This window comes from Prauserella sediminis (genome assembly GCF_014195435.1).
GTDB lineage: Bacteria > Actinomycetota > Actinomycetes > Mycobacteriales > Pseudonocardiaceae > Prauserella > Prauserella salsuginis.
On the sequence record NZ_JACIBS010000004.1, the window covers coordinates 66,073 to 90,126 of the forward strand.

Sequence of the window (24,054 nt, forward strand, 5' to 3'; positions counted from 1 at the left end):
GCTCGTCGGGAGCGGTCTGCTCCGCAGGGACGGCACGGGTGCCGTGGTCGCCACCGCACTGTCGGCCGAAGCGGTGGCGGCAGTCGCCGCGCGGCTGGAACCACGCCGGCCCAGGTGGGTGCTGCCGTCGGTGGAGCGCGACTACCCCGCGCTGGTCGGCTGCGGGGTCCGGTTGCGGCGCTGTCACGATCTCGCGCTCGTCGAAGGACTGTTGCTGGCGTTCGCGGGCGCGCACGACCGGTCACGGTCCCTCGCGGCCGCGTACGCGCGGGTGCGCGGGCTCGCCCCGCCGGTGGAGACGGAGCACGTGGCCGCGCCCGATGAGCAGCCTGCGCTGTTCGACCCGCAGAGCTCGGGACTGCCGCCCGGCCTCGACCCGGCCGATGCCGCCGAGGTCGTGCTGGCCGACCAGCGGGTCCGGCTGGACCGGCTGGACCCGTCGGGCCGGCTCCGGCTGCTGGTGGCCGCCGAGTCGGCCAGCGCGCTCGCGGCCGTGGAGATGTCGGCCGACGGGCTGCCGTGGCGCAGCGATCGTCACGAGGCGTTGTTGACCGAGCTGCTCGGACCACGGGTCCCGGCCGGTTCGCGGCCACCTGCGCTCGCGGCGTTGGCGCAGCGCATCGACGAGGCGTTCGGCAGGCCGGTCAATCCCGATCATCCGGAGAGCATCGTGCGCGCGTTCGGCAGGGCGGGGCTCGCCGTGCCGTCGGCGCGGGCCCACGTGCTGCGGCGGATCGACCACCCCGCGGTGGCCCCGCTGCTCGAATACAAGGAGCTGGCGCGGCTTCACGCCGCGCACGGGTGGGCGTGGCTGGACCAGTGGGTGCGGGGCGACCGGTTCCGCCCGGTCTACGTCGTCGGCGGCGTCGTGTCGGGCCGGTGGGCGAGCCGAGGCGGTGCGGCGTTGCAGATCCCCCGGGTGCTGCGCGGGTGTGTGACCGCCGACGAGGGATGGAAGCTCGTGGTGGCCGATGCCGCGCAGCTCGAACCACGGATTCTGGCGGCGTTGTCCGGCGACCGCCGACTGGCCGAGGTGTCCCGGTCGGAGGACCTGTACACGAGCCTGGCGGCCGAGCTGCATCCCGGTGCGGCGGCCGAACACCGGCCGAACGCCAAGATAGCGATGCTGTCGGCGATGTACGGCGGAACCGCGGGGGAGGCCGCGGCCACGCTCGCCCTGCTGCGACGCCGTTTCCCGGCCGCGGTGTCCTATGTGGAAAACGCAGCGGCAGAGGGCGAACGCGGCGGGACCGTCCGCTCCCGACTGGGCCGCACGTCGCCGCCGCCGTCGGAGGCATGGCGCGAGCTCACCGGAGGCGACGGCGCCGAGGACACCGCGCGGCGGGCCTCCCGGGACTGGGGCAGGTTCACCCGGAACTTCGCTGTCCAGGCCAGTGCGGCCGACTGGACGGCGGTCCTGCTCGCCACGCTGCGCCGCCGCCTGCCCGAACCGGCTGGGCTGGTGTTCTTCGTGCACGACGAGGTGCTCGTGCACACCCCCGCCGAGCTCGCCGACACCGTCGTCACCTGTCTCAGTGAGGCGGTCGACGAGACGACCCGCCTCGTGTTCGGCCCCGCCTGCCCGGTGCGGTTCCCGATGCCGGCCGCCGTCGTCGACTCCTACGCCGACGCCAAGTGAGCACCGGCCCCGCACCCGCAGGCCGGCCACCGGCACCCGGAATGCAGGGCGCCGGTGGCCGGTCGCCGACATCCGGTGCCGTCGTCATCCCGTCGCGAACTCGGGTGTCCCGTCGTCGTCCACCTCCGCCGGGGTGTCCGCTTCGGAATCCGACTCGTCCGGCCGCGGGCGGTCGAACCGGTCGGTGATGCTCACGGCCGCATCATCGAGCCCGTGCTGCCGAAGCAGGCGCGCGAAATTCATCGTGAACACCGCCTGGTGTTGTGGATCCGGCAGGTGCTCGACGATGCCGACCGCGTGATCGACGGCATCCGGTTCGGGCCGTGCCACCGGCATGCCCGGCGGTGACGGCGGCGTCGTCGTCTCGAATGAAAGCGCCACCTGCGCATCGTCCAGAGTCAGCTGTCCCCGCGCCGGTGGCGCATCCTCGGTCTCAACGGCGCCCGTGGCCGAACTCACGAGCTGACGAAGCGTGCCGATGTGGCCGACGGCGGCCTCCACTCGTTTCTTCTCGGCCGTTTCGTTGCGGGCCAACCACCAGACGACCGCATTGCTCACGCTGGTGAGTACATCGTCGCCGAGATAGGTCCGCACCTTGCGCTCGAACCCGCACTCGCGCTCGAACAGCTCCTCTTCCTTGCGCACCTCCTCGAGTTTGTCGAGTCGCGCCAGGTCTCGCTCCGACAACTCGAGCGACATCGATTCCGCCCACACCGTCAGCTGTCCGGTCTCATCGTTGCGGGCCGTGCCGAGCTCGGCTTCCAACAGGCACCGGGCGCGGTCGGCATCGCGCGGTTCAAAGGCCGCGCCGATACCGGCGGCCCGGTCCGCGATCGCGTTTACGGCGAGCGCGGCCGGGTTCGAATGGCTTTGTCTCGCTCCTTCCTGCGCGGGCCGCCAGCGCACCACGCAGGAGAACAGGAAGTGGTAGTCATCGTGAGCGGTCCGCACCTGCATCTTCGATATCGGATGTTCCGCCGGCGGAGCCGGTGTCGGAGCCGCGGGTGCCGGCGGCGCGGTTGCCGGCACCTCGGGCACCGCCCGCACTGCCGGCCGAGCTGCCATCACGGACCAGAGCCACCACGCCACCCACATCGCCACCCACGTGGCGAGGATCAGTACGCCCCATACCCACATCTGCCACCCGAACAACAGGCCGAGCCCGGTCCACAGCACGGGAGGTCCCGCCAGCGCAACGATGATCATGTCGATGCTCCGTTCTTGTCTCTTCCGTTCGTCCCGCCGGATTCCGTCAGCCCCTGAGACCGGGCGATACCGGCGTTCAATCGTTCGAGCACGTCGCGGCGCCGCACGCGGTCCGCCGGGTCTCCGCCAGCGGCCCAATCGCGTGCGACGACATAGAGTCGCGCCAGAATGTCCACGTTGGCTCCGCTGGCGTCGAGTAGCAGCGTGAGTGCGGCGTCCCTGTGCGGCGAGTTCACCGCCTCGTCGAGCCATTCACGCAGGCGATCCCGCCACCACGATGGTTCGTGCGGCAGTACCCCTGCCCAGCATCTCCGCAACTGTTCCCGCGCCTGAGCGTCCACGATCGGTGCACGCGGCCGCGCCCTGTGCAGCACGCGTTCGCCACTCGATGCCTCGAGAAACAGCGTCACATCCGAAGGCCGTTCCTGGCCCATCCAGTCGGCCATCCGCCACAGGAACCGGCGATGCACACGGGTATCGCCGGTGAGCGTGACCACTGCACTCCGTGCCTTCGTCGCGACGGCGTCATCCCGATGCCAGGCCAGCCGACGGAGCCGCACCAACGCCTGATCGGGATGGGTGTCGGCCACGACTTCGGCGCACACTTCCACCAGCACCTGGGCCAGGCCGGCGCCCAGCTGCTCATCACTTGCCCACTCGTAGATCTGCCGGCGCACCTGTTGGGCTGCTTGTCCGGCGTCCTCATCCCAGCGCAAGGCGAGGTCGAGAGCGGTGTCAGCCCATCGTATCGGCGGGTTCTTGCGTACCGGACGGTTGCCGGAACCGGCCCACCGGCGGATCACCGCGCACAGCTCCGGAATCCGGTTGTGCCGGCACGCTTGCCGGACGAACCGCTCGACCACTCTCCCGCGGTCCTCTTCGGACAGTTCGTCCAGCTCGACGCAGGCCGCCACCCAGGTGGCCAACGATTGCCGCATGTCCGGGTAGTTCATCCAGAAGTGATCAGCGACCGCCTGCTGGTAACGAACCTTGCCGAACCGGACCGCATGCGATGCGTCGACGACGACGCCGATGTCGCCGAGTGCGGCCTCGATCCCCCGCTGCTCGAGCAGGTGGATCTCGTCCCTCGAGAAACGGAGTTCCTCCAGGAGCTGACGCTGCGCCCGATGGATCGCATCGGTGTGCCCGCCTTCGAGGACCGCGACGGTCAGCAGCAGCGCCCGTTGTTCCGGGCCAGTTGCTCCGATCGCTTCCGTGACCTCCTCCCGGTAGTCCTCAGCGCTCTTCCTCGCCTCGGCAAGCCAGTAGGCGAAGTCGGCATCCCGGTGGACGTTCCTCGCCTCGACGGTGCGGCGGGCAAGCTCGGCGACGTCCCGCATCGGAACCGCCGCCAGGAAAGCGTCCAGTTCGCGTACCGCTCGGCCGTCGACAAGGTCGGCATCGATGTCTTGGAGGACATGCTCAGTGAATACCGCTGTGCCGTTCGGACGTTCGATGGTGACCGTCGATTCCGTGACTGCCAGCTCACGGAGGCGAGGATCCTGGTCCCGCCTCGGCGGCAGGAGCACGACCAACGCCGCCTCCATGTCCTCGACGGCCCCGACGAACGTCGCCAACCGTTTCTCGACCGTGCTGAGCCGTTCCGGGTCCCGCTCCTCGGTCAGGTCGAGGAGCAACCGGTCGTTACGCTGGATCGAATCGGGATGGAGTCGATCGTCGCCGTCATCCTCGTCCAAGGACAGCCTGCGGCACGAGGCATCGCTACCGGGGAATCGTTCCCACAGCAGCATCAGGGCCGCGCTCTTCCGCCCACTCCCTGGCTCGCCGCTGAGAAACAGCGTGCCGTGCTTCGCCAGTGCTCGGCCTGCGGCTTCGAACTGCAGGGGCCGAACGAACCGGGGTCGGAGATACTTCCGATAGCCGCGCGAATCCACCCGCGATGTGACGGTTCCGCCCGGACCCGGTCCGTGCGAGTGGTAGAAGTGGTTGTTCACCGTGTTGTTGGTGCCGGCAACCGCGGACGCCAACGATCCGGTGAGATGACCGACACCGACGTACCGGCGGCCGGCGCCGTGCCCTTCCTGTCCGTCAGAGAGAGCAGCCACGGGACGTCACTCCTCCGAAGGGGCCGGGCCGCGGTTCGTGCCGAGGACCGTCGGACCGGGGCTGGTGATCTCGACGCCGTTGAACTGGTTTCCGCCGCCGGAGTTGACCGTATTGCCCTCACCGGTCACCACGGTGCCGACCGATCCCTGCGCCGTTTCCACGCCGACATAACTCGGTGCCGCTCGACCACGCTCACCCTCCGCCACGGTCGGCGGCGCGGCGTCACCCGCTGCCTCGGCTGCGTCACCGCGCCGGGTCAGTCCCCGCCGGAGGATGTCACCGGACGGCTTGGGAACTCGGAGATACGCCTTCCCCTCGTAGGTCTTGACCTTCACTCCGACATCGACGTACAGCTCCGGATCGTCACCGCTGTAGCCGGAGAGCACGATGTCGCGGTAGACCTGCTCCGACACGATGGCTGCGACACGCGTGGCGCTGCTCGAATCGGCGAGCACGGCACGCACGGCCTTGTCATCGAGCATCCGGTGGGCTTCGATCCTGGTGTCACCACTGCCGTCACTCAGCGAGTTCCGCCCGGAGTCGGTCATCGGGCCCACCGTCAGGCTCACCCGCATGCGAATCGGACCGTCACCGCCGTACACCTGACTCTGATATTCCAGCTCCTCCTGGAGCGCAGGAAGTACCGGATTCAACAGCAGCGGCGTCCACCGCGTGTCGAATCCGGCGAAGTACCCATCACCGGTCGTGCCGTGGAACCGGACCTCCGACCACAGTTGCGCGCAACCGCACCCGTTGAACGCATTGCGCAGAATCATCGGGATGCTCTCGGTGATGCGAGCGTGGTCACGCCCCTTCTCACCGCTGAAATTTTTCATGTCGACGACCATGATGGCGCGGTACGGAGGCAACTCAACGCTCTGGAATTTCGGTTCCATGACTCTCCTTCTCCGGGTTCCTTCCCCAAGCGGGACCGGATCCACACGATGGGCGGGATACGCGCCCGAGGCTGTCCGCGACCGGACAGTTTCGAGTGAGGTGGGTCACAGCGAGATGGCGTGGGCCTCCTCGGTGAGGACCCGTTCGTCACCGACGATGATGCGAGGGCCCGACCGCAAGGCACCGAGCGTTCGGAGCGCAGCGATCTGGTCGGCGACCGTGCTGCGCGCCAAGCCCAGCGCCTTCGCAAGCGCGTCCTGCGAGAAGGGAATCCGGGCACGGCTCCGGTCGCCGGGATCGGCCAGCAGCAACACCTCGAGTATCAGGCGAGCCACGCGTTGCCGCGGCACGAAATGGGCCTGCTGCAACTGGTACGGCACCGTCTCCGACAACTTGGCCACCAGGTAGTCGCTGAACGCGGCATGCGCGCCGTTGCGGGCGAGGAACGCCTCGAAGTCCCGGCGCGCAAGGTAGCTCGTCGTGCAGTTGTCGAGCGTCTCGACGGTCGCGGTGCGCCGGGAGTCGCTACGGGGAGACATCTCACCCACCAGGTCGCCCGCGCTGCGCAGCGAAAGCAGCAGTTCCGCACCACCCGACTCCGCCGCCAGGATCTTCACCCGTCCGCCGGTCAGCGCCAACAGATAATCGCCCCGGTCACCTTGCCGGAGCAGAACATCACCGGGCTTGTGCCGACGCTCGACCCCCATCCTGACCAGAACACTCCACAGCCGCTCCCCCAACAGTCCGCGGAATCCCCGCGACGCGATATTCACATCGTGGTGCACGACAGATTCCGTACCGGTTCTGCTCGGCTCCGGTGAACACCTGCCGCCCTATTCCGCCCGAAGGGAGCAAGCCGGACGGCGTCCGTTACGACACTCTCACTCCGATGGGGCTCGCACTCCGAGCCGCACCCCGAAGAATCGGACACCATGACAGGCACCGACAATATCTGGAAAGCACTCTCGCATACTCACGAACTCGTCCGGTTGGCTGACACGAAGGCCGGACTGGTACTGGCGGCATCCGGAGTCCTCGGCAGCATCCTGACACGCCAGGGAACATCGCCGGACCGGTGGAGCAGCAACCCCACACAAGCCGTGCTGCTCGTGCTCGGCCTCTGCCTCGTACTCGTCAGCACCTTCCTGGCATTACGTGTGTTCGTTCCCCGCACGCATCTGAGCGGCGTGGCGTCGCTACTGAACTTCGACAATGTCGCGGCGCGTTTCCAGAACCCTGACGAGTTCTCACGCGCTTCCCGCTCCCTGTTCACCCACGAGGAGCAGCTGCAGCGCGCGCTCACCGAACAGCTGTGGGCGATGAGCCGCATCGCGCGCCGCAAGTTCCGCGCGGTCACGCCCGCCATCTGGTTCTTCGGCTCCGGGGTCGTCACCACCCTCGCCGCCGGCATCCTCACCTGAGGCCTCCGTGCCCCCGTAAATCCGTTGCCCCACCCGGCGCGGCGGTCTAGCGTCGTCGCCAGTTGCCGCCGCCGAACGGAGTGAGACGTTGGTCCGCTGAGGTTCTCCGAGATACCGCGAACTGCTCGCGTATCGCCACGTTGTCCGTCGTCCACGTACAGCGGGGAGCCTTCCTCATGTCCACCTCCGTCATCTGCACCGACCTCTCGTTCGCCTGGCCCGACGGCGAGGTCGTCCTCGATCGGCTGACCGCCGTCTTCGGTCCGGGGCGCACCGGCCTCGTCGGGCTCAACGGCTCAGGCAAGTCCACGCTGCTCCGACTCATCACCGGCGACTTGACACCGACCTCGGGCTCGGTCACCGTGACCGGCCGCCTCGGCCATCTGTCGCAGAACCTGACGCTCGACACCGACAGCACCGTGGCCGACGTACTCGGCACCGCCGACATCACCTCCGCCATCGCCGCGATCGAACGCGGCGATACCGACGAGCACCATTTCGCGGTCGTCGGTGACCGGTGGGACATCGCGGAACGCACCCGGGCCACGCTCGACCGTCTCGGTCTCGCACACCTCGACACCGGCCGGCACATCGGTGACCTGTCGGCAGGCGAGGCAGTGCTGCTCGGGCTCGGCGCCCAGTTCCTCCACCAGCCGGACGTACTACTGCTCGACGAACCGACCAACAACCTCGACGCACGCGCACGCACGCTCGTCACCGAATTCGTCCGCACCTGGAAAGGAGCGATCGTGGTCGTCTCGCACGACCGCGAGATCCTCGGCGAGGTCGATCGCATCGCCGAACTTCGCGACCGATCGCTGACCTTCTACGGCGGCGACCTCGACCACCACGAGGCAGTCGTCGCGGCGCAGCAGCAGGCGGCCGAACGCATGGTCCGCGCCGCCGAATCCGATGTGGAACGGCAGCGCCGGGAACTCGTGACGGGGCAGGTCACCCTCGCCCGCAGAGTTCGCTACGGCAGGAAACAGTGGGACACGAAACGCGAACCGAAGGTGCGGATGCGTAAGCGCCAGGAGGATGCCGAGATCGCCGCAGGCAAGCACCGTGCGATGCGCTCCGACAAGCTGGCACAGGCCAGACAACGACTCGAGCAGGCCGAACACGCCGTGCGGTCCGACAAGGAGATCCGGGTCGATCTGCCCACTGCCGCGGTGCCGGCCGGACGCCACGTACTGCGACTGACCGATGTGGAACTCCGCAACGGCCCGATGGTGAACCTGAACGTCCACGGACCGGAACGGATCGCGCTCGTCGGGCCGAACGGGGCGGGCAAGAGCACCCTGCTGCACACCGTCGTCGGCGACCTGACTCCTCGGGCCGGCACCGTCACCGCACCGGTGCCGGCCCGGCTCCTGCCACAGCGGCTCGACACCCTCGACGACACCGCATCGGCCGTACAGAACGTCGCCGCCGCGGCTCCCGGACTGACCGCGAACGCCATCCGCGCCCGACTCGCGCGCTTCCTGCTGCGCGGTGACCTCGCCGACCTGCCCGCGGGCGAGCTCTCCGGCGGCGAGCGTTTCCGCGCGAGCCTGGCGCAGCTCCTGCTCGCCGAACCGGCACCGCAGCTACTGCTGCTGGACGAACCCACCACCGATCTGGACGCGAGCAGTGTCCGCCACCTCACCCGGGAGCTCGCCTCCTACCCGGGCGCACTCATCGTGACCAGCCACGACACGGAATTCCTGCGCGCCATCGGCGCAACGCGGTGGCTACGGTTGGACGGCACGCTGAACCGCACGGAAGCCCCGTAGTCGCGCCGCCGGTACAACGGGGTCCTGCCTACAACGGGCTACTGTCTACAACGGTGCCTTGTCGAGGGCCTTGATGATGCGCTTCACCGACACCGGATACGCGGTCTTGAGCGTCTGGGCGAAGAAGCTGATCCGGAGCTCCTCGATCATCCAGCGGATCTCGGCGAGTTCCGGGCTCGGTTCCGCTCGCGGCGGCACCTCGTCGAGCACCCCGCGGTACTCGTCGGCCAGCCAGGTGATCTCCCGCAGCCGCTCGACGTCCCGCGCCGGATCGGTGGGCAGTTTCTCCAGCCTTCGAGCGACGCCCCGTACGTACCGCACCAGGTCGGGCAACCGGTCGTAGCCGGTCGCGGTGACGAAACCGTCGTACACGAGCGAATCCAGATGCGCCCGGGCGTCGGCCAACGACTCCGCGATCGCTCGTCCGTCCATATCGGACAACGCAGCTTCGACCTCGTGGGCCGCGGTGAGGATCTGCTCCACCTCACCCAGCACGGTGAGCACGGTCGGGTTCAGCCGCTGCCCCACCGCCTTCACCAACGAGGGGAACGCGGCCTCGTCCCGCACCGGTCCACCGGCCTCGGCGATCAGCTTGTCCACCGCACAGTCGACGCAGTCCTCGAGCAGCCCCTGCACGCCGCCGTGCGGATTGCGCGACAGGACGAGCTTCGACCGGTTGCCGAGATTGCGGTTGATGTACTTCATCGGCGACGGCAGGGCGAGCCGGACGAGCTTGCGTGTGCCCGCACGCATCGCCGCGACCTGCTGGCCGGGTGTGTCGAACATCCGCACCGCAACGGAGTCGCCCTCGTCGACCAGCGCGGGATACGCCTTGACCGCGTGGCCGCCGCGGTTCGCCTCGAACACCTCCGGCAGCGTTCCGAACGCCGCGGTGGTCAACCCGTCGCGTTCCACGTCGTCGGCCGCGGCGGAGATCGTCTCCCGCACCCGGTCGCCGAGCTTGTCGCGCAACGCCTCGAGCTCCTTGCCCTCGGCCACCGCGGCGCCGGTGTCGTCGACGATGCGGAACGTCATCCGCAGGTGGTCGGCCACGGCCTCCGGGTCCCACTCACCGACCGGCACGGCGACCCCGCGCAGCCGCTCCAGCTGTGCACTCAGTTCGTCGAGCAGCGGCCCACGCGAGGGGTCCACGTGCGCGAGCACCTCACGGGCGGTGTCCGGGGCGGGCACGAAATTGCGCCGGGTCGCCTTCGGCAGCGACTTGATCAGCGCGGTCACGAGCTCCTCGCGCAGTCCCGGGACCTGCCAGTCGAACCCGTCGGCCGCGACCTGGTTCAGGACGGGGAGTGGAATATGGACGGTGACGCCGTCGGCGTCCGCGCCCGGCTCGAACTGGTACGTCAGCGACAGCCGCAACTCCCCCTGCTGCCACGTGTCGGGATAGTCGGCGGCGCGCACCTCGTCGGACGCGGCGTTGATGAGCATCGTCTTCTCGAAGCTCAACAGGTCCGGTTCGCTGCGCGAGGCCTTCTTCCACCACGCGTCGAAGTGGCTTCCCGACACCACGTCGTCGGGGATCCGCTCGTCGTAGAAGACGAACAACGTTTCGTCGTCGACGAGGATGTCCCGTCTGCGGGCGCGGTTCTCCAGATCCTCGACCTCGTCGAGCAGTGCCCGGTTCTCGTGGAAGAACCGGTGCCGGGTGTCCCAGTCGCCGTCGACGAGCGCGCGGCGGATGAACAGTTCCCGCGAGGTCTCCGGATCGATCCGGCCGTAGTTCACCGTGCGGCCCGCGACCAGGGGCACGCCGTAGAGCGTCACGCGCTCCGACGCCATCACCGCCGCCTGCTTACGCTCCCAGTGCGGTTCCGAGTACGTGCGCTTGACCAGGTGCCCGGCGAGCGGCTCGATCCACTCGGGCTCCACCCGCGCGTTCACCCGCGCCCACAGCCTGGACGTCTCGACCAGTTCCGCGGAGGCGATCCAGCGCGGCTGCTTCTTGAACAGCGCCGAACCGGGGAAGACGGAGAACCGAGTGCCGCGCGCGCCGAGGTAGTCGCCCTTCTCGGGGTCCTTCAGACCGATGTGCGACAGCAGTCCCGCCAGCAGTGAGGTGTGGATACGCTGCGGATCGCCCGGCACACTGTTGAGCGTGATGTCGAGCGGTTTGAGCAGCTGCCGCAGCTGGCTGTAGACGTCCTGCCACTCCCGCACCCGCAGATGATTCAGGTACTCCGCGCGGCACATCTTGCGGAACTGGTTGCCCGACAGTTCCTTCTGCTTCTCGCGCAGATAGTTCCACAGGTTCAGATACGCCAGGAAGTCGGAATCCTTGTCGCGGAACCGCGCATGTTGCTGCGCGGCGGCCTCCTTGTGCTCGGCGGGCCGCTCCCGTGGATCCTGAATGGACAGCCCGGCCGCGATGATCATCACTTCGCGGACGCAGCCGTTCTCGGCACCTTCGAGGATCATCCTGCCGAGCCGCGGATCGACCGGCAACTGTGCGAGCCGCTTGCCGACCGGCGTCAGCCTGCCCTTCTGCGCGTCGAGCGCACCCAGTTCCTGCAGCAGCTGCACCCCCGCGGTGACCTGCCTGCGGTCCGGCGGCTCGACGAACGGGAACGCGGCCACGTCGCCCAGGCCCAGCGAGGTCATCTGCAGGATGACCGAGGCCAGGTTGGTGCGCAGGATCTCCGGATCGGTGAACTCAGGACGGGCGTCGAAGTCGTCCTCGGAGTACAGCCTGATGCAGATACCGTCCGACGTCCGGCCGCAGCGGCCCTTGCGCTGGTTGGCCGAGGCCTGCGACACCGGCTCGATCGGCAGCCGCTGCACCTTCGTGCGGTGGCTGTAACGCGAGATGCGTGCCGTTCCCGGATCGACGACGTACTTGATGCCGGGCACGGTCAGCGAGGTCTCCGCGACGTTGGTGGCGACGACGATGCGCCTGCCCGTGTGCCGCTGGAACACCCGGTGCTGATCGGCGGCCGACAGCCGCGCGTACAGCGGCACCACCTCGGTGTTCGGCAGCTCCATCGCGGCCAGTGCGTCCCCGGCGTCGCGGATCTCCCGCTCGCCCGACGCGAACACGAGGATGTCGCCCGGCCCCTCGGCGACCAGTTCCCGGACGGCGTCGGTGATCGCCTGCGTCTGGTCGCGGTCCGAATCGGCGTCGGGGTCGTCGGGATCGACGATCGGCCGGTAGCGCACCTCGACCGGATACGTCCGTCCCGAGACCTCCAGCACCGGCGCAGGCTCCCCGTCAGCGCCGGCGAAGTGCCGCGCGAAGCGGTCGGGATCGATCGTGGCGGAGGTGATGATCACCTTCAGGTCGGGCCGCTTCGGCAGTAGCTGTTTCAGGTACCCGAGCAGGAAGTCGATGTTGAGGCTGCGCTCGTGTGCCTCGTCGATGATGAGGACCTCGTACTGGCGCAGCATCCGGTCGCGCGCGATCTCCGCGAGCAGGATGCCGTCGGTCATCACCTTCAGCAGCGTGTCGTCGCTCGAGGTGTCGGTGAACCGCACCTTGTAGCCGACGGCCGCGCCGAGCTCGGACTTCACCTCGCTCGCCACTCGCTCGGCGACGGTGCGGGCCGCGAGTCGCCGCGGCTGCGTGTGCCCGATCTGCCCGCGCACGCCGAGTCCCAGGTCGAGGCAGATCTTCGGCAGCTGGGTGGTCTTGCCCGACCCGGTCTCCCCCGCCACGATCACGACCTGGTTGTCCCGGATCGCCTCGGCGAGGTCCTCGGCGCGGCCGCTCACCGGAAGCTGCTGCGGGTATGTGATGTGCGGCATCGCCTCGCGGCGCCTGCGCACCCGCTCCTCGGCCCGGTCGATGTCGGAGGAGATCTCCGCGGCGATCGCCGAGAGCTTGGCAGGCTTCGCGTTGCGGGACTTGCGGGCGCCGTCGATCCGGCGCCGCACCCGGTGGGCGTCGCCGATGGTCAGGCCGGACAGCCGCGGACGCAGCTCATCGAGAGGGGAACGTGCAGACATACCGCCCGACAGCCTACCGGGCGCGTCCGCTCCGCTCCTCCGATTATCGCCACTCGGCGGCGGGGCCCGCACCGGCGCTCACACGCGCCCTCTAGGCTGCGCGTGTCCCCACACACGCACCCCGGCGCGTGTCCCGGCCCAGGCGGTTCGCGGCCGGGACCGGCAGCACGGGTGAACGCGACACGGAAGGCAGCGGCACGTGAGGAAGATCCTCCCGGGAGTCGTCGTGGCCATCGCGGCACTGACGGGACTCGGCGGATGCAGCGGCGCGCCCGACACCCGGCTCGCGGCGGACACCCGGCCCGTCACCGCGACCGAGCAGATCACCGTGGACCCCTTCACCGAGTCCGGCGAACCCGACCCCGGCCTCGACATCGTCGAGAAGGGCGAGGGCAACTGCTGGCAGTCGTGGGTCAGCATCGCGGGCTCGGATGCCCGCCGCTGCGCTCCCGTGCTGAAGGGCGACTCGCACACCTCGCAGGAAGTGCACGACCCGTGCTACCTGCACGTCCGGCCGGGGCCGGATCGGGCGATCTGCATCCAGAACCCGACGACCGGCGAGGCGACGGGTTTCGAGGTCGTGGAGGACACCGGGCCCGCACCGGAGGAAGCACAGCGCCACCGGCCGTGGTTCATCGAGCTCGCCGACGGCCGCCGCTGCGTGCCGATGCCCGGCGCCGACGACCCCGAGTCCACCGAGGAGGACCCGACCTACGGGTGCGGCCGGAACGACTACCTCTACGGCCTGCCGGACATGACGAAACGCGTGTGGACGATCGCCAACCGGCACGGCGAGGCCGAGCGGCGCACCGAACCCGGCCCGGAGCTCGACAGGGCATCGATCCGCACGGTGTGGTTCTGACCGTGACGACCCGCCGCTCGCGCACCCGCCGCGCCGCCATCGGCCTGGGCGCCGCACTCGTCGCCCTCGCAGGCTGCACCGATGCGGACGCGGACGGATCCGCTCGCACCTCCCCGGTGACGGCGACCCGCGCGGTGCACCTCGACCCGTTCACCCCGTCCGGCCGGCCCGCACCGGAATTCACCGTCGTCGACCGCGCCGCGGCGAAATGCTCCGCGTCCGGGGTGAACCTGTCGGATCCCGATGCGCGCCGGTGCATGACCACGGACGGCTACTTCCTGTACGACCCGTGTTTCGTCCGGCACCGGCCGCGCCCCGACGTCGCGCTGTGCGTGCAGAACCCGACGACGTCCGAGGCCGTGCGCATCCGGATCGTCGAGGACACGCCGAGACCGCCCGGCGACGTGCGTCCCGACCGGCCGTGGTTCCTCGAACTCGCCGACGGTCGCCGCTGCGTCCCCGCGCCCAGCCCCACCGAGGACGACCCGCCCGGCAGGCCGACCTACACGTGCGGCAGCGACGACCACCTCTACGGCCTGCCGGACACCACGAAACACGTGTGGACGATCACCAACCGGCACGGAGGCGCCGACGAGCCGGGCCCGCCGCGCCGGGTGAGCATCCGCACCGCCTGGCTCTGACGGCGCGCCCCGCCTGCACCGTCGACGACACGGGCAACCCCCGGCCAATCCTGCCCGATTGGTCCCGTTTACACCGTGAGCGGTACACCCGTCTCAGATCACTCCGCATCCCGGGAATAGTTAGCCATGCTCGGTACTTGTTCGAGGAGGACGTGCGTCGTCACATCGATCACCGGGAGGAACCGTGACCGCAGCCACGACCGTGGCCCCCGTCGCCGATGCAGGAGCTCGGCTCAGCCGCACCGGCCGGTTGCGGTTCGCGCTCATCCTCGGCGGGTTGACCGCGTTCGGCCCGCTGTCGATCGACATGTACCTGCCGGCGCTGCCCGGCATGGCAGGCGACTTCTCCGCCGCCAATTCGCTGGTCCAGCTCACGCTCGCGGCGTTCGTCGTCGGGCTCGGAGCGGGCCAGCTCGTCGCAGGGCCACTGTCGGATGCCCTCGGCAGACGGGTACCGCTGCTGGCCGGCGTCGCGCTCTACATCGCCGCGAGTGTGCTGTGTGTGCTCAGCCCCTCGATCGAAGTGCTGATCGCGGCGCGAGCGCTGCAGGCCTTCGGCGCGGCCGCGGGCATCGTCATCGCCCGTGCGACCGTCCGCGACCTCTTCTCCGGCATCGCCATGTCCCGGTTCTTCTCCGCGCTGATGTTGGTCTCGGGGGTGGCGCCGATCCTCGCACCGATCATCGGCGGTCAGCTGCTCACCGTCACCTCCTGGCGCGGAATCTTCGCCGTCCTCGCCGCGTTCGGCGGGCTGCTCCTGCTGGTCGCCGCGCTGGCTCTGCCGGAGACACTGCCGGAGGCCTCGCGCAGGCCGGCACGGATCGGTGGCGTCCTGCGCACGTACCTCAGCCTGCTGCGGCACCGTGCATTCCTGGGCTGCGCCCTCACCATCGGCCTCGGGTTCGCCGGCATGTTCACCTACATCTCGGCGTCCAGCTTCGTACTCCAGGACATCTACGGCCTCGGCCCGCAGACCTACAGCTTCGTCTTCGGAGGCGGCGCGGTCGGCCTGGTCGCGATGACACAGGTCAACGCCCGCCTGGTCGGCCGATTCAGCCAACGGTCCCTGCTGCGCACCGGACTGTTGACCGGCACGACGGCGGCCGTCGCCGCCACGATCGCCGCGGCAGCCGGGCTCGGCCTGCCCGTGCTGCTGCCCGCGATCTACCTGGTCGTGTGCTCGAACGGCATGGTGATGCCCAACGCCATGGCGCTGGCGATGGCGGACCACCCGGACAAAGCGGGATCGGCATCGGCACTGCTCGGCGTGCTGCAGTTCCTCGTCGCGGGTGCGGCCTCCCCGCTGATCGGACTGTTCGGCGAAGGCTCGGCCGTCCCGATGGCCGCGCTCATGGCCGTGTTCTTCGGACTGGCCCTGACGAGCTTCCTGCTCATGGTCGGATCCCGCACAGCGAACCGAGCCTGACCTGCGGTCCCGCGCCGGCAATGGCACCGTGATCACATGGCCGACGAGGACCCCGGACCGCTTCACATCCGGATCGGCGACGAAGAACTACTCATCCGCCGCCGCTACGAAGTGGCGAGCATCGTCAACGACCTGCTGATCGCGCTCTGGTTCGTCATCGGCAGCGTGCTGTTCTTCTCCGACAGCACCGAGTACGCCGGGACGTGGCTGTTTCTCATCGGCAGCATCCAGCTGATGATCCGTCCCGCCATTCGGCTCCGGCGGCGCGTTCACCTGCGACGATTCCGATCCGGCGAGCCCACCGAAGCCTCACACGACTTCTGAGGCAGCGGGTTTGTGACATTCCGTGCGTCAGTCGCGTCATGGGGTAGCCGCGGCTGCGTCCCACCTGTGCTCAGCCCGATGAAGCAGGAGGAAGGCGGTCGGCATGTCGGATCAGAACGAGTGGGTCGTTCCCTGCCGTGACCTGGCGGGACGCAAACGCAAGCTCACCGTGTTCTCCAGCGAGCAGCAGGTGGTCGTCGTCGCTCCGCCCGGGGAGACGGCCGTGCTCGGCCCGCTCGAGGTCGGCCGGTTCCGCGCCGCGTTGCGCGACGCCGTCGTCCATCTCGCCCAGCACGACCAGGACGAAGCGGGCGACCTCGTGTGACGTGCCCGCCCCGCCCGGCGCGGGCACGACCGGCGGCCGGAACCGGCCCTGCCGGATGTCAGTTGTGGTCATCGCGGCGCAAGCCCGCCGTCGCGGTATGGCGTACCGCCTCGTCGTAGGAGTCCTCGATACGCACGGCGACGGCACCGGGCTCGACTTCCCTCCCCCACCACGGCGTGCCGAGCTGCACCCGCGCACCGCCGTGATCCTTGACCGTCGCGACCGAACCGTCCCCGTGGAATTGCTCCATGTTGTGCATGCGCAGGTCCGGTTCGGGTGAGCCCATGCTGTCGCCGATCGCGCTGCTCGCGGGTCCCGCCGCGCGATGGTCGCGGAACTCGGCGCGCGTCGTGTGGTTCGACAGCCCGCCCGGCGGGTTCGCCAGCGCGGGCGCCGTGACGTACCGGATCACACCGGCGCAGCCCGCCGAGTCACCCACTGTCACCCGCCCCGATGAACGATCGGGCTGCCGAACCGGGCACGGCAGCACAAGCGCACGCTGACGGCCCGGACCTTTCGACGTAACGGCGACGGGTGCCGCGGTCATTCGGCGAGCACGACACTCTTGGGCGCGGACAGCTCGCGGACCGCGTGCCGTACGCCCTCGCGTCCGATACCGGTGAGCCCGAACCCGCCGAACGGCATCGCATCGATACGGAAATCGCTTGTCGCGTTGACGAGTACGCACCCAGCGTGCAGTTGTTGTGAGAGCGTCTTCGCCGTCGCGACGGACGCCGTGAACACACCCGCGTGCAATGCCTGCCCGGCCGTGTTCGCACTGGCAACCACCGCTGCGTACGAGATGAACGGCTCGACGGCGACCACCGGTCCGAATATCTCGGCGGTCAGCACCTCCGAGCCCTCGGGGACCTCCACGAGCACGGTCGGCTCGTAGAAAACCCCATGTCGGCGAGCACCGGACAGAGCGCGCGCGCCGTCACCTACGGCGCGATCGACGAGATGCTCAACCTCACGAGCCGCCCGCTCGTTGACAAGTGGGCCGATATCGGAGTCGGCGGCACGTTTACTGCCGACCCTCTTCCGTTTCGTACGGGTCACGACGTAATCGAGAAACCGATCGTATGCTTGCGCGTGCACGTACACGCGTTGCACGGACAGACAGTTCTGGCCGGCGGCACCGAACGCTCCGTCGACGACGGCGTCGGCGGCAAGCTCGAGATCGGCGTCCTCGCACACGACCGTGGGGTTGTTGCCGCCGAGCTCCATGAGCAACTTCTTGACGCCGGCCGTCCGGGTGATCGATTCGGCGGTGCGCGGTCCGCCGGTGAACGAGACCACTGCGATCCGCGGGTCCGAGACGATCGCCTGCCCGACGTCCGTGCCACCGCAGACGACAGCGATCCTGTCCCTTGGTACACCGGCTTCGAGAAGCACCTCGGCGAACGCCAACGCGGTCAACGGCGTGTGCTCGGACGGTTTGAGGATCACGCCGTTTCCCGCCAGCAAGGTCGGCGCGACCTTGTGCGCAACCAGGTTGAGCGGATCGTTGTAGGGCGTGATCGCCCCGACCACGCCGAGCGGTTCGCGCACATACCAGCCGATCTTGCCCGCGCCTCGAGGAGTCGCGTCGAATGGAAGTGATTCGCCGAGCAGTTCACCGCTTGCCGACGCCGCGAGCCGCAGCGTTTCGACGCAGCGTGCGACTTCATCGCGTGCCTCGGCCACGGTCTTGATGCCCTCGGCAGCGATCAGCGTCGTAAACTTCTCGTATCGGTCCGCGATCGCTGCGGCGGCACGCCCCAGGGCACGTTCCCGCTCCCAGGTCGGCCATTCGTTGCGCAACGATGCCGCCAGGTGGCCGATCGCACCGGACACCTCGTCGACCGTTGTCTGTGCCGCGTACCCCACGACCGCACCGTCCTCGGGATCCGTCACGGGGATCGGCGCCGGCGTCCAGCATCCCTGCACGAATGCACCACCCGGAAGGGCCACCGTCCGGTCCCCCACGGTTGCCGCCGCAGCCGCGGTGGTCATCGTGCTCGGCCTCCCGTCAACTTGTTCCAGCCGTCGATCACATGGGCGCCGGCACCGACGAACGGCAGGAACCACGGTGGTCCGAAGTGTCCGGGCACCGCAGGGAACTTGAGGTCACTCCAGGGGTACGCATCCGATTTTCCGGCGAGATACCGGCCCACCTCGCGTCCGGAGTGGGCGGCCATCTGAACTCCGTGACCGCTGTAGCCCAGCGAGTAGTGCATTCCGTCGTTGACGCCGGTATGGACCATCTGATCGACCGTGATGTCGACAAGACCTCCCCAGGTGTAGTCGATCCGAGCGCTCGCGAGTTGTGGGAAGACCGTACTCATCGCTCGCTTCAGAATTTTCGCGCTTCGTAGATCCGAGTCCGGATTGGACAGCGCGAAGCGTGCGCGGCCGCCGAACAGGAGTCGGTTGTCCGGCGTGAGACGGAAGTAGTACGTCAGCATCTTGCTGTCGGACGCCATCCGCCCGTTCGGCAGCAGGCTGGCGGCGAGTTCGGGACTCAACGGCTCGGTCACCACGATGAAGCTGCCGACGGGTAGCACCCTGCGACGCAGCCACGGTGTGGTTCCACCGGTGTAGCCGCTCGTGGCAATGAGCACCTCGCCCGCGTCGACGGTGCCGCGTGTGGTCTGCAGCGTATGACGCGTTCCCCGCCGCGAGATCGACTGGACCGCCGCGGCCTCGCACAGCTGGGCTCCCCAGGAAGCGGCGGCACCGGCGAGTCCGTGTACGAACTTCCCGACGTGGAGCCCCGCGCCGCGTGGATCGACCATGCCGCCGACGTAGTACGGCGAGCCGATCTCCGTGCCGAGCTCGCTGCGATCCAGCACGGTGACGTCGGGAAGGTCCGGGATGCTGTTGATCTCTGCCTGCGCGCTCCGTAGCCCCTCGAGGTCACGTCGGGTGACCGCGAGGGCGAGCTTTCCGAACCGCTCGAAGTCGCACTCGATGCCCAACTCGTCAACGAGACTCTCGACCGTATTGATCGCTCGCTCGTACTCGAGATGCATCTCGATCGCACGCTCCCGGCCGTAGCGGGCGATCGCCGTTCCGATCCCGATGGCCAGTCCCGTCGTCGCCATCCCGCCGTTGCGGCCGGAAGCCCCCCAGCCCATCGTCTCGGCCTCCAGGACCGCGACGGTGGCACCGTGGCGTGCCAGCTCCAACGCCGCCGACAGGCCGGTCAGCCCGCCGCCGACGATCGCGACATCGACCGTCTCCGGAACCTCGGTGCGACGGTAGTCGCCCGATGGCTGGGCAGTGTCGTACCAGTAAGAGGTGAGTTTCATGGCTGCCCGCCTATGCGATGCCGAGTAGCTTGTTGAGCTCGTCGAGCGAGTCAACCTTCGTGTAGTCGTACGCGGGGACAAGCGGGTCGAACCCACGGTCCAGGAAAACGAGATTGTCGAAGCCGAGATCGTGGGCCGGCATGATGTCGTATCGGGTGTGCGAGGTGACGTGCACGAAGTCCGACGGCGACGCGTTCAACGTGTCCAGCATGTACTCGAACGCCTGGTAGCGCGGCTTGTATACGCCAGCCTGCTCTGCTGTGTAGACAGCATGGAACGGCGCGCCGAGCTTCGGCGCCGACACGTCCAGGAACGCATCATCGGCGTTCGACAGGATGACCAGGGGGAAATGTTCGGCCATCTTGGCGAGCGGGCTGGGAACGTCGGCGTGCGGGCCCCAGCTCAACACGGCGTCCCCGAGCCGTTGCCCGGCATCCGTCGCAGCTTCGATGCCCCACCTCTCGCATACCCGGGTGAAGGCGTCCTGCAGTACATCGCGGTACGGGTAGTAGGTGCCACACACCTGGTCGAGACGATACTTGCCGAACTGACGCAGAAACTCTGGCCAGTCGTCCTCGCGTAGCTGGTTGCCGACGAGCTCACGCGTGACCGGCGTGATCTGCCAGTTGATCAGCGTGCCGTAGCAATCGAATGAGATGTATTTCGGCGAGAAGTCAGTCATTGCGTCTCCATTCGCATACGTCCGATGCGGCTTGTTCCAGGACCCTAACCGACAAGTTGTCGGCTGTCGACAATGTGCACCCGACTGTTGACTGCCTACCGTGATCGGGCTTACAGTCTCGAAAATCTCAGCCAGTGGAGGGGAGTCCACACCGTGAACCGCATCTCGAGCCTGAACTCGTTGGAGATGAAGTCCGTGCCGGAGCGCATCGCCGACGACTTGCGCCAGCTGATCGTCAACGGGGCACTGGAGCCCGGCGAACAGCTCAGCGAGGTTGCGCTCGCGAACCAACTGGGTGTCTCTCGATCACCTGTCCGCGAAGCGCTGCAGCGGCTGGTCCGTGAGCGACTTCTGGTCGCCAGCCGGAACAGGGGCGTGTGGGTCGCCCGGTTCACCGATGCCGACATCGCCGAGATCTACGATGCGCGCTGCGCCATCGAGACGTTCGCTGCGCAAAGCATCATCGACTCGGGAGCGGACCGAATCGCCGAAGTGCTGACCGAGCTGCGTGCCTGTCTCGACGACCTGGATCGGGCGTTGCAGTCCGGCGATTTCCACAAGGTCTCGAGTGCGGACTTGACGTTCCATCGAACGCTGGTCGACGGGGCACGCAACTCTCGGCTCAGCGACGCCTACTCGATCCTCTTCACCGAAGCGCTCACGTGTATCCACTGGTTGGAGATCGCGCGGCCCTCCGGCGAAGAGCTGATGCAGGACCACGGGGAGTTCACCGCTGCCCTGGAAGCGGCTGACCCGGACCGTATGAGAGAGGTCATCCAATCTCATTTGCGCAGTGCCGCTCGCAACCTGACCGAGAGCAAGCACGGCGACGGCCCCGCGGATGCACCATCACCGTCCACCGGGACGAATGGCCAACAGGAGAATCAATGAAGATTCACAAGCCCTTGACGACGGCTCTAGTCGGTGCCCTGTTCGCACTGTCGATCACAGCGTGTTCCGACAGCAGCTCCGCTGACGGCAGCACAACCCCAGAACAGGAAAGCGACATCACGAAAGGCGTCGAAGAGGACCCGGCTGCGGTCAAGTTACTTCCCGCCAAAACAAAGAACGACGGCGAGATCACCGTCGCCATGGACCTCAGCTATCCACCGACGTCGTTTCTTTCCGAAGAGGACAAGTCGCCGATCGGCTACAACGTCGACATCGCACGGTTGCTTGGCGCCAAGTTGGGCCTCGAGGTGGAGATCAAGGACGTGTCGTTCGATACGATCATCCCCGGTATCCAGGGTGGTCGATACGACTTCACGACAACGAACATGACGCCGACCCCCGAGCGACGCAAGGTGCTTGAGCTGGTCACGTACTGGAACTCCGGCTCGTCGCTGGTCACGCCGGTCGACAATCCGGAGGGTCTGACCTTCGACGAACCCGAGAGTCTCTGCGGGCACACCGTAGCCGTGATGAAGGGCACCACCCAGGCGGAACAGTATCTGCCTTCGCTGCAGGACGACTGCAAGAAGGCCGGCGAGGCGCCGATCGATGCGGTGGTCCTGCCGAATGTGCAGGAAGCCCTGACTCAGTTGTCGTCCGGTCGGATGGAGGCGGTCTTCTACGACACTCCGTCGCTCGCCTGGGCTGCCAAGCAGCAGCCCGATCAGTTCGAGATGCAAGACCAGCAGTACCAGAAAGAGACCGGGACCGATGTCGTTACGTTCGGCCTGGCGAAGAATTCTCCGTTGACCAAGGCGATGCATGCTGCGATGCAATCGCTGATCGACAGCGACAAGTACAAGGAAGCGCTCGGTCGTTGGGGGCTCGAGTCGGGCGCAATCCCCAAATCCGAGATCTTGAACTGACGATCGGTGTTGTCCATGGACGCGACAGAAAAGCCACGTGTTCGACGCCGGAGCGCTGTCGAGTACGTGATGTGGGCCCTGTGCGTACTCGTGTTCCTCGCGATTGCGTACTCACTCGTGACCAATCCACGTTACGAATGGGACGTCGTTGCGGAGTACTTCACCGCCGAAACAGTGATCGACGGCGTACTCCTGACGATCATGCTGACGTTCGTCACAATGTTCCTCGGAACCGTGCTCGGCATCGTCATCGCGGTACTCCGCTCCTCCCCGGTGATGCCCGTACGAGTCCTCGCAGGTGCCTACATATCTTTCTTCCGCGGCACCCCGGTACTCGTACAATTGATCTTCTGGTTCAATGTTGCCGCTTTGTATCCCGATATAAACATCGGCATTCCGTTCACCGACATCGGGAGCGAGGTCGACGTCAACGCGCTAATGACACCGATCGTGGCGGCAACCGTCGGGCTCACGCTCAACCAAGCGGCGTATATGGCAGAGATCGTACGCGGAGGATTCAACTCGGTCCCCAAGGGGCAGATCGAATCCGCCGACGCGCTCGGCATGAGTGAGTGGACCAAGCTGCGAAAAGTCATCATCCCGCAGTCCATGCCGACTGTCATTCCCGCGACCGGCAACCAGTTGATCGGCCAGTTCAAGGAGACCTCGCTGGTGAGCGTGCTCGGCGTCGCGGACCTGCTACAAAGCGTTCAGCTCATTTATTCGCGAACCTACGAAACGATTCCCCTGCTCATCGTGGCCGCGTTGTGGTATCTCGTCATGACGCTCGCCCTCGGATACCCCCAGTCGCTGATCGAAAAGCATTACTCAAAAGGTACCCGCGCGGGGACGCCAGTGCCGCTCGAGCCGGCCTTGGCCGGCGCAGAGGAGGGACGATGAACGAGTCCGCGACAAAACAGCAGCCGACCGTTGAACCGCCACAAGCCGCCACCAAGGGCGGCCTCGGCACCGTGTACGGGCGGCAGCTGGTCAAGTCCTTTGGCCACCGCACCGTGCTGCAAGACGTCGATCTCGACATCAAGTCCGGTGAGATCTGCTGTCTCATCGGACCGAGCGGTTCGGGGAAGTCGACGTTGCTGCGTTGCATCAACGGACTCGAAAAGGTCGATTCCGGCATCCTACGAGTCAACGGGGAAGACCTCGGTTACGAGGAGACTGAAACGCAGTACCGCCCGCTGAGCAAGAAGCAGGTGGCGGCCCAGCGGACGCAGATCGGGATGGTGTTCCAGCATTTCAATCTGTTTCCCAACATGACCGCGCTGCACAACGTGATGTCGGGACTGGTACTCGTCAAACGCGTCAAGAAGCAAGCAGCGGCCGAACATGCACGGTCCCTGCTGCAACAGGTCGGCCTCGACGGGCACGAGAACCATTACCCGTCCGCCATGAGCGGCGGCCAGCAGCAGCGCGTGGCGATCGCGCGAGCACTCGCGATGGATCCGAGTGTGATGCTGTTCGACGAGCCGACCAGCGCGCTCGACCCTGAGCTCGTCGGCGAAGTACTTGGGGTCATGCAACAACTTGCCGAGAAGGGAATGACGATGCTGGTCGCCACGCACGAGATGGGCTTCGCCCGTGAGGTGGCCGACAGCTTGATGTTCATGTGCGCCGGCCGAACAGTCGAATACGGCGACGCACGTGAAGTGCTGGCCCATCCCAAGGAGGAGCGTACCCAGCAGTTCCTGGAAAAGGTGCTGTGAC

Annotated in this window: 21 protein-coding genes; 12 read left to right on the forward strand and 9 right to left on the reverse strand. The window is 67.6% G+C overall.

Annotation, left to right across the window (positions count from 1 at the left end; genetic code table 11):
* Positions 1 to 43: 43 nt before the first annotated feature.
* Positions 44 to 1,639 (forward strand): bifunctional 3'-5' exonuclease/DNA polymerase, encoded by a 1,596-nt coding sequence (locus FB384_RS21690; RefSeq protein ID WP_372497702.1) that lies wholly within the window; start codon positions 44 to 46, stop codon positions 1,637 to 1,639.
* Positions 1,640 to 1,723: 84 nt separating this feature from the next.
* On the opposite strand, the gene FB384_RS21695 is transcribed toward FB384_RS21690, so the two are convergent.
* The 4 genes from FB384_RS21695 to FB384_RS21710 all read right to left on the reverse strand — a co-directional run bounded on the left by FB384_RS21695 (position 1,724) and on the right by FB384_RS21710 (position 6,516).
* Positions 1,724 to 2,845 (reverse strand): hypothetical protein, encoded by a 1,122-nt coding sequence (locus tag FB384_RS21695; RefSeq protein WP_183786662.1) that lies wholly within the window; start codon positions 2,843 to 2,845, stop codon positions 1,724 to 1,726.
* A complete protein-coding gene (locus FB384_RS21700; RefSeq protein ID WP_183786663.1) occupies positions 2,842 to 4,911 on the reverse strand; it encodes a hypothetical protein in 2,070 nt (689 codons plus the stop codon). The genes FB384_RS21695 and FB384_RS21700 overlap by 4 nt, the downstream gene beginning before the upstream one ends.
* A gap of 6 nt (positions 4,912 to 4,917) precedes the next feature.
* Positions 4,918 to 5,808, reverse strand: a complete 891-nt coding sequence (locus FB384_RS21705; RefSeq protein ID WP_183786664.1) for a hypothetical protein — start codon at positions 5,806 to 5,808, stop codon at positions 4,918 to 4,920.
* Between the two features lie 105 nt (positions 5,809 to 5,913).
* Entirely contained in the window at positions 5,914 to 6,516 is a 603-nt protein-coding gene (locus FB384_RS21710; RefSeq protein ID WP_183786665.1) for a Crp/Fnr family transcriptional regulator, read from the reverse strand.
* Between the two features lie 225 nt (positions 6,517 to 6,741).
* Here FB384_RS21710 and FB384_RS21715 point away from each other — a divergent pair, with 225 nt between their 5' ends.
* Together FB384_RS21715 and FB384_RS21720 are read left to right on the forward strand one after the other, a co-directional pair.
* Positions 6,742 to 7,230 carry a Pycsar system effector family protein gene (locus FB384_RS21715; protein WP_183786666.1) on the forward strand — a complete coding sequence of 163 codons (489 nt, stop codon included), beginning with the start codon at positions 6,742 to 6,744 and terminating at the stop codon, positions 7,228 to 7,230.
* A 176-nt stretch (positions 7,231 to 7,406) separates the two neighbouring features.
* Positions 7,407 to 9,005, forward strand: a complete 1,599-nt coding sequence (locus FB384_RS21720; protein ID WP_183786667.1) for an ABC-F family ATP-binding cassette domain-containing protein — start codon at positions 7,407 to 7,409, stop codon at positions 9,003 to 9,005.
* Between the two features lie 45 nt (positions 9,006 to 9,050).
* Here the strand turns inward: FB384_RS21720 and hrpA are convergent, their stop codons facing one another.
* Positions 9,051 to 12,962, reverse strand: a complete 3,912-nt coding sequence (hrpA, locus tag FB384_RS21725) for an ATP-dependent RNA helicase HrpA (protein WP_183786668.1) — start codon at positions 12,960 to 12,962, stop codon at positions 9,051 to 9,053.
* 199 nt (positions 12,963 to 13,161) lie between these two features.
* Here hrpA and FB384_RS21730 point away from each other — a divergent pair, with 199 nt between their 5' ends.
* The 5 genes from FB384_RS21730 to FB384_RS21750 all read left to right on the forward strand — a co-directional run bounded on the left by FB384_RS21730 (position 13,162) and on the right by FB384_RS21750 (position 16,540).
* A complete protein-coding gene (locus FB384_RS21730) occupies positions 13,162 to 13,824 on the forward strand; it encodes a hypothetical protein (protein ID WP_183786669.1) in 663 nt (220 codons plus the stop codon).
* A gap of 2 nt (positions 13,825 to 13,826) precedes the next feature.
* Positions 13,827 to 14,465, forward strand: coding sequence for a hypothetical protein (locus FB384_RS21735; protein ID WP_183786670.1), 639 nt, complete (start codon positions 13,827 to 13,829; stop codon positions 14,463 to 14,465).
* 184 nt (positions 14,466 to 14,649) lie between these two features.
* Positions 14,650 to 15,891, forward strand: a complete 1,242-nt coding sequence (locus FB384_RS21740; RefSeq protein ID WP_183786671.1) for a multidrug effflux MFS transporter — start codon at positions 14,650 to 14,652, stop codon at positions 15,889 to 15,891.
* A 36-nt stretch (positions 15,892 to 15,927) separates the two neighbouring features.
* Positions 15,928 to 16,215 carry a YrhK family protein gene (locus FB384_RS21745; RefSeq protein ID WP_183786672.1) on the forward strand — a complete coding sequence of 96 codons (288 nt, stop codon included), beginning with the start codon at positions 15,928 to 15,930 and terminating at the stop codon, positions 16,213 to 16,215.
* A 103-nt stretch (positions 16,216 to 16,318) separates the two neighbouring features.
* The gene (locus FB384_RS21750; protein WP_183786673.1) at positions 16,319 to 16,540 is read left to right on the forward strand and encodes a hypothetical protein; all 222 of its coding nucleotides are present in this window, start codon (positions 16,319 to 16,321) and stop codon (positions 16,538 to 16,540) included.
* A gap of 58 nt (positions 16,541 to 16,598) precedes the next feature.
* On the opposite strand, the gene FB384_RS21755 is transcribed toward FB384_RS21750, so the two are convergent.
* From FB384_RS21755 to FB384_RS21770, 4 genes are all read right to left on the reverse strand, one after another.
* Positions 16,599 to 16,985, reverse strand: a complete 387-nt coding sequence (locus tag FB384_RS21755) for a hypothetical protein (RefSeq protein ID WP_221213528.1) — start codon at positions 16,983 to 16,985, stop codon at positions 16,599 to 16,601.
* A gap of 98 nt (positions 16,986 to 17,083) precedes the next feature.
* Complete coding sequence (locus FB384_RS21760) at positions 17,084 to 18,535, reverse strand: aldehyde dehydrogenase family protein (protein WP_183786675.1); 1,452 nt, start codon at positions 18,533 to 18,535, stop codon at positions 17,084 to 17,086.
* Positions 18,532 to 19,833, reverse strand: a complete 1,302-nt coding sequence (locus FB384_RS21765; protein WP_183786676.1) for an NAD(P)/FAD-dependent oxidoreductase — start codon at positions 19,831 to 19,833, stop codon at positions 18,532 to 18,534. Before FB384_RS21765 ends, FB384_RS21760 begins: the two co-directional genes overlap by 4 nt.
* A gap of 10 nt (positions 19,834 to 19,843) precedes the next feature.
* Positions 19,844 to 20,515 (reverse strand): haloacid dehalogenase type II, encoded by a 672-nt coding sequence (locus FB384_RS21770; RefSeq protein ID WP_183786677.1) that lies wholly within the window; start codon positions 20,513 to 20,515, stop codon positions 19,844 to 19,846.
* Between the two features lie 153 nt (positions 20,516 to 20,668).
* Here FB384_RS21770 and FB384_RS21775 point away from each other — a divergent pair, with 153 nt between their 5' ends.
* The 4 genes from FB384_RS21775 to FB384_RS21790 are packed head-to-tail and all read left to right on the forward strand — an operon-like array spanning position 20,669 to position 24,053.
* Entirely contained in the window at positions 20,669 to 21,406 is a 738-nt protein-coding gene (locus tag FB384_RS21775) for a GntR family transcriptional regulator (protein ID WP_183786678.1), read from the forward strand.
* Positions 21,403 to 22,332 (forward strand): ABC transporter substrate-binding protein, encoded by a 930-nt coding sequence (locus FB384_RS21780; RefSeq protein WP_183786679.1) that lies wholly within the window; start codon positions 21,403 to 21,405, stop codon positions 22,330 to 22,332. The genes FB384_RS21775 and FB384_RS21780 overlap by 4 nt, the downstream gene beginning before the upstream one ends.
* Positions 22,333 to 22,347: 15 nt before the next feature.
* Positions 22,348 to 23,232: an amino acid ABC transporter permease gene (locus tag FB384_RS21785; RefSeq protein ID WP_183786680.1), complete on the forward strand. Its 885-nt coding sequence runs from the start codon at positions 22,348 to 22,350 to the stop codon at positions 23,230 to 23,232.
* Entirely contained in the window at positions 23,229 to 24,053 is an 825-nt protein-coding gene (locus FB384_RS21790) for an amino acid ABC transporter ATP-binding protein (protein WP_183786681.1), read from the forward strand. The genes FB384_RS21785 and FB384_RS21790 overlap by 4 nt, the downstream gene beginning before the upstream one ends.
* Position 24,054 lies beyond the last annotated feature (1 nt).

Excerpts from the sequence above, each read along its gene's own strand:
- FB384_RS21695 (WP_183786662.1), bottom strand. The coding sequence starts at position 2,845 with ATGATCATCGTTGCGCTGGCGGGACCTCCCGTGCTGTGGACCGGGCTC.
- FB384_RS21705 (WP_183786664.1), bottom strand. The coding sequence starts at position 5,808 with ATGGAACCGAAATTCCAGAGCGTTGAGTTGCCTCCGTACCGCGCCATC.
- FB384_RS21710 (WP_183786665.1), bottom strand. The coding sequence starts at position 6,516 with ATGGGGGTCGAGCGTCGGCACAAGCCCGGTGATGTTCTGCTCCGGCAA.
- FB384_RS21715 (WP_183786666.1), top strand. The coding sequence starts at position 6,742 with ATGACAGGCACCGACAATATCTGGAAAGCACTCTCGCATACTCACGAA.
- FB384_RS21720 (WP_183786667.1), top strand. The coding sequence starts at position 7,407 with ATGTCCACCTCCGTCATCTGCACCGACCTCTCGTTCGCCTGGCCCGAC.
- hrpA (WP_183786668.1), bottom strand. The coding sequence starts at position 12,962 with ATGTCTGCACGTTCCCCTCTCGATGAGCTGCGTCCGCGGCTGTCCGGC.
- FB384_RS21745 (WP_183786672.1), top strand. The coding sequence starts at position 15,928 with ATGGCCGACGAGGACCCCGGACCGCTTCACATCCGGATCGGCGACGAA.
- FB384_RS21750 (WP_183786673.1), top strand. The coding sequence starts at position 16,319 with ATGTCGGATCAGAACGAGTGGGTCGTTCCCTGCCGTGACCTGGCGGGA.
- FB384_RS21760 (WP_183786675.1), bottom strand. The coding sequence starts at position 18,535 with ATGACCACCGCGGCTGCGGCGGCAACCGTGGGGGACCGGACGGTGGCC.
- FB384_RS21765 (WP_183786676.1), bottom strand. The coding sequence starts at position 19,833 with ATGAAACTCACCTCTTACTGGTACGACACTGCCCAGCCATCGGGCGAC.
- FB384_RS21770 (WP_183786677.1), bottom strand. The coding sequence starts at position 20,515 with ATGACTGACTTCTCGCCGAAATACATCTCATTCGATTGCTACGGCACG.
- FB384_RS21780 (WP_183786679.1), top strand. The coding sequence starts at position 21,403 with ATGAAGATTCACAAGCCCTTGACGACGGCTCTAGTCGGTGCCCTGTTC.
- FB384_RS21785 (WP_183786680.1), top strand. The coding sequence starts at position 22,348 with ATGGACGCGACAGAAAAGCCACGTGTTCGACGCCGGAGCGCTGTCGAG.
- FB384_RS21790 (WP_183786681.1), top strand. The coding sequence starts at position 23,229 with ATGAACGAGTCCGCGACAAAACAGCAGCCGACCGTTGAACCGCCACAA.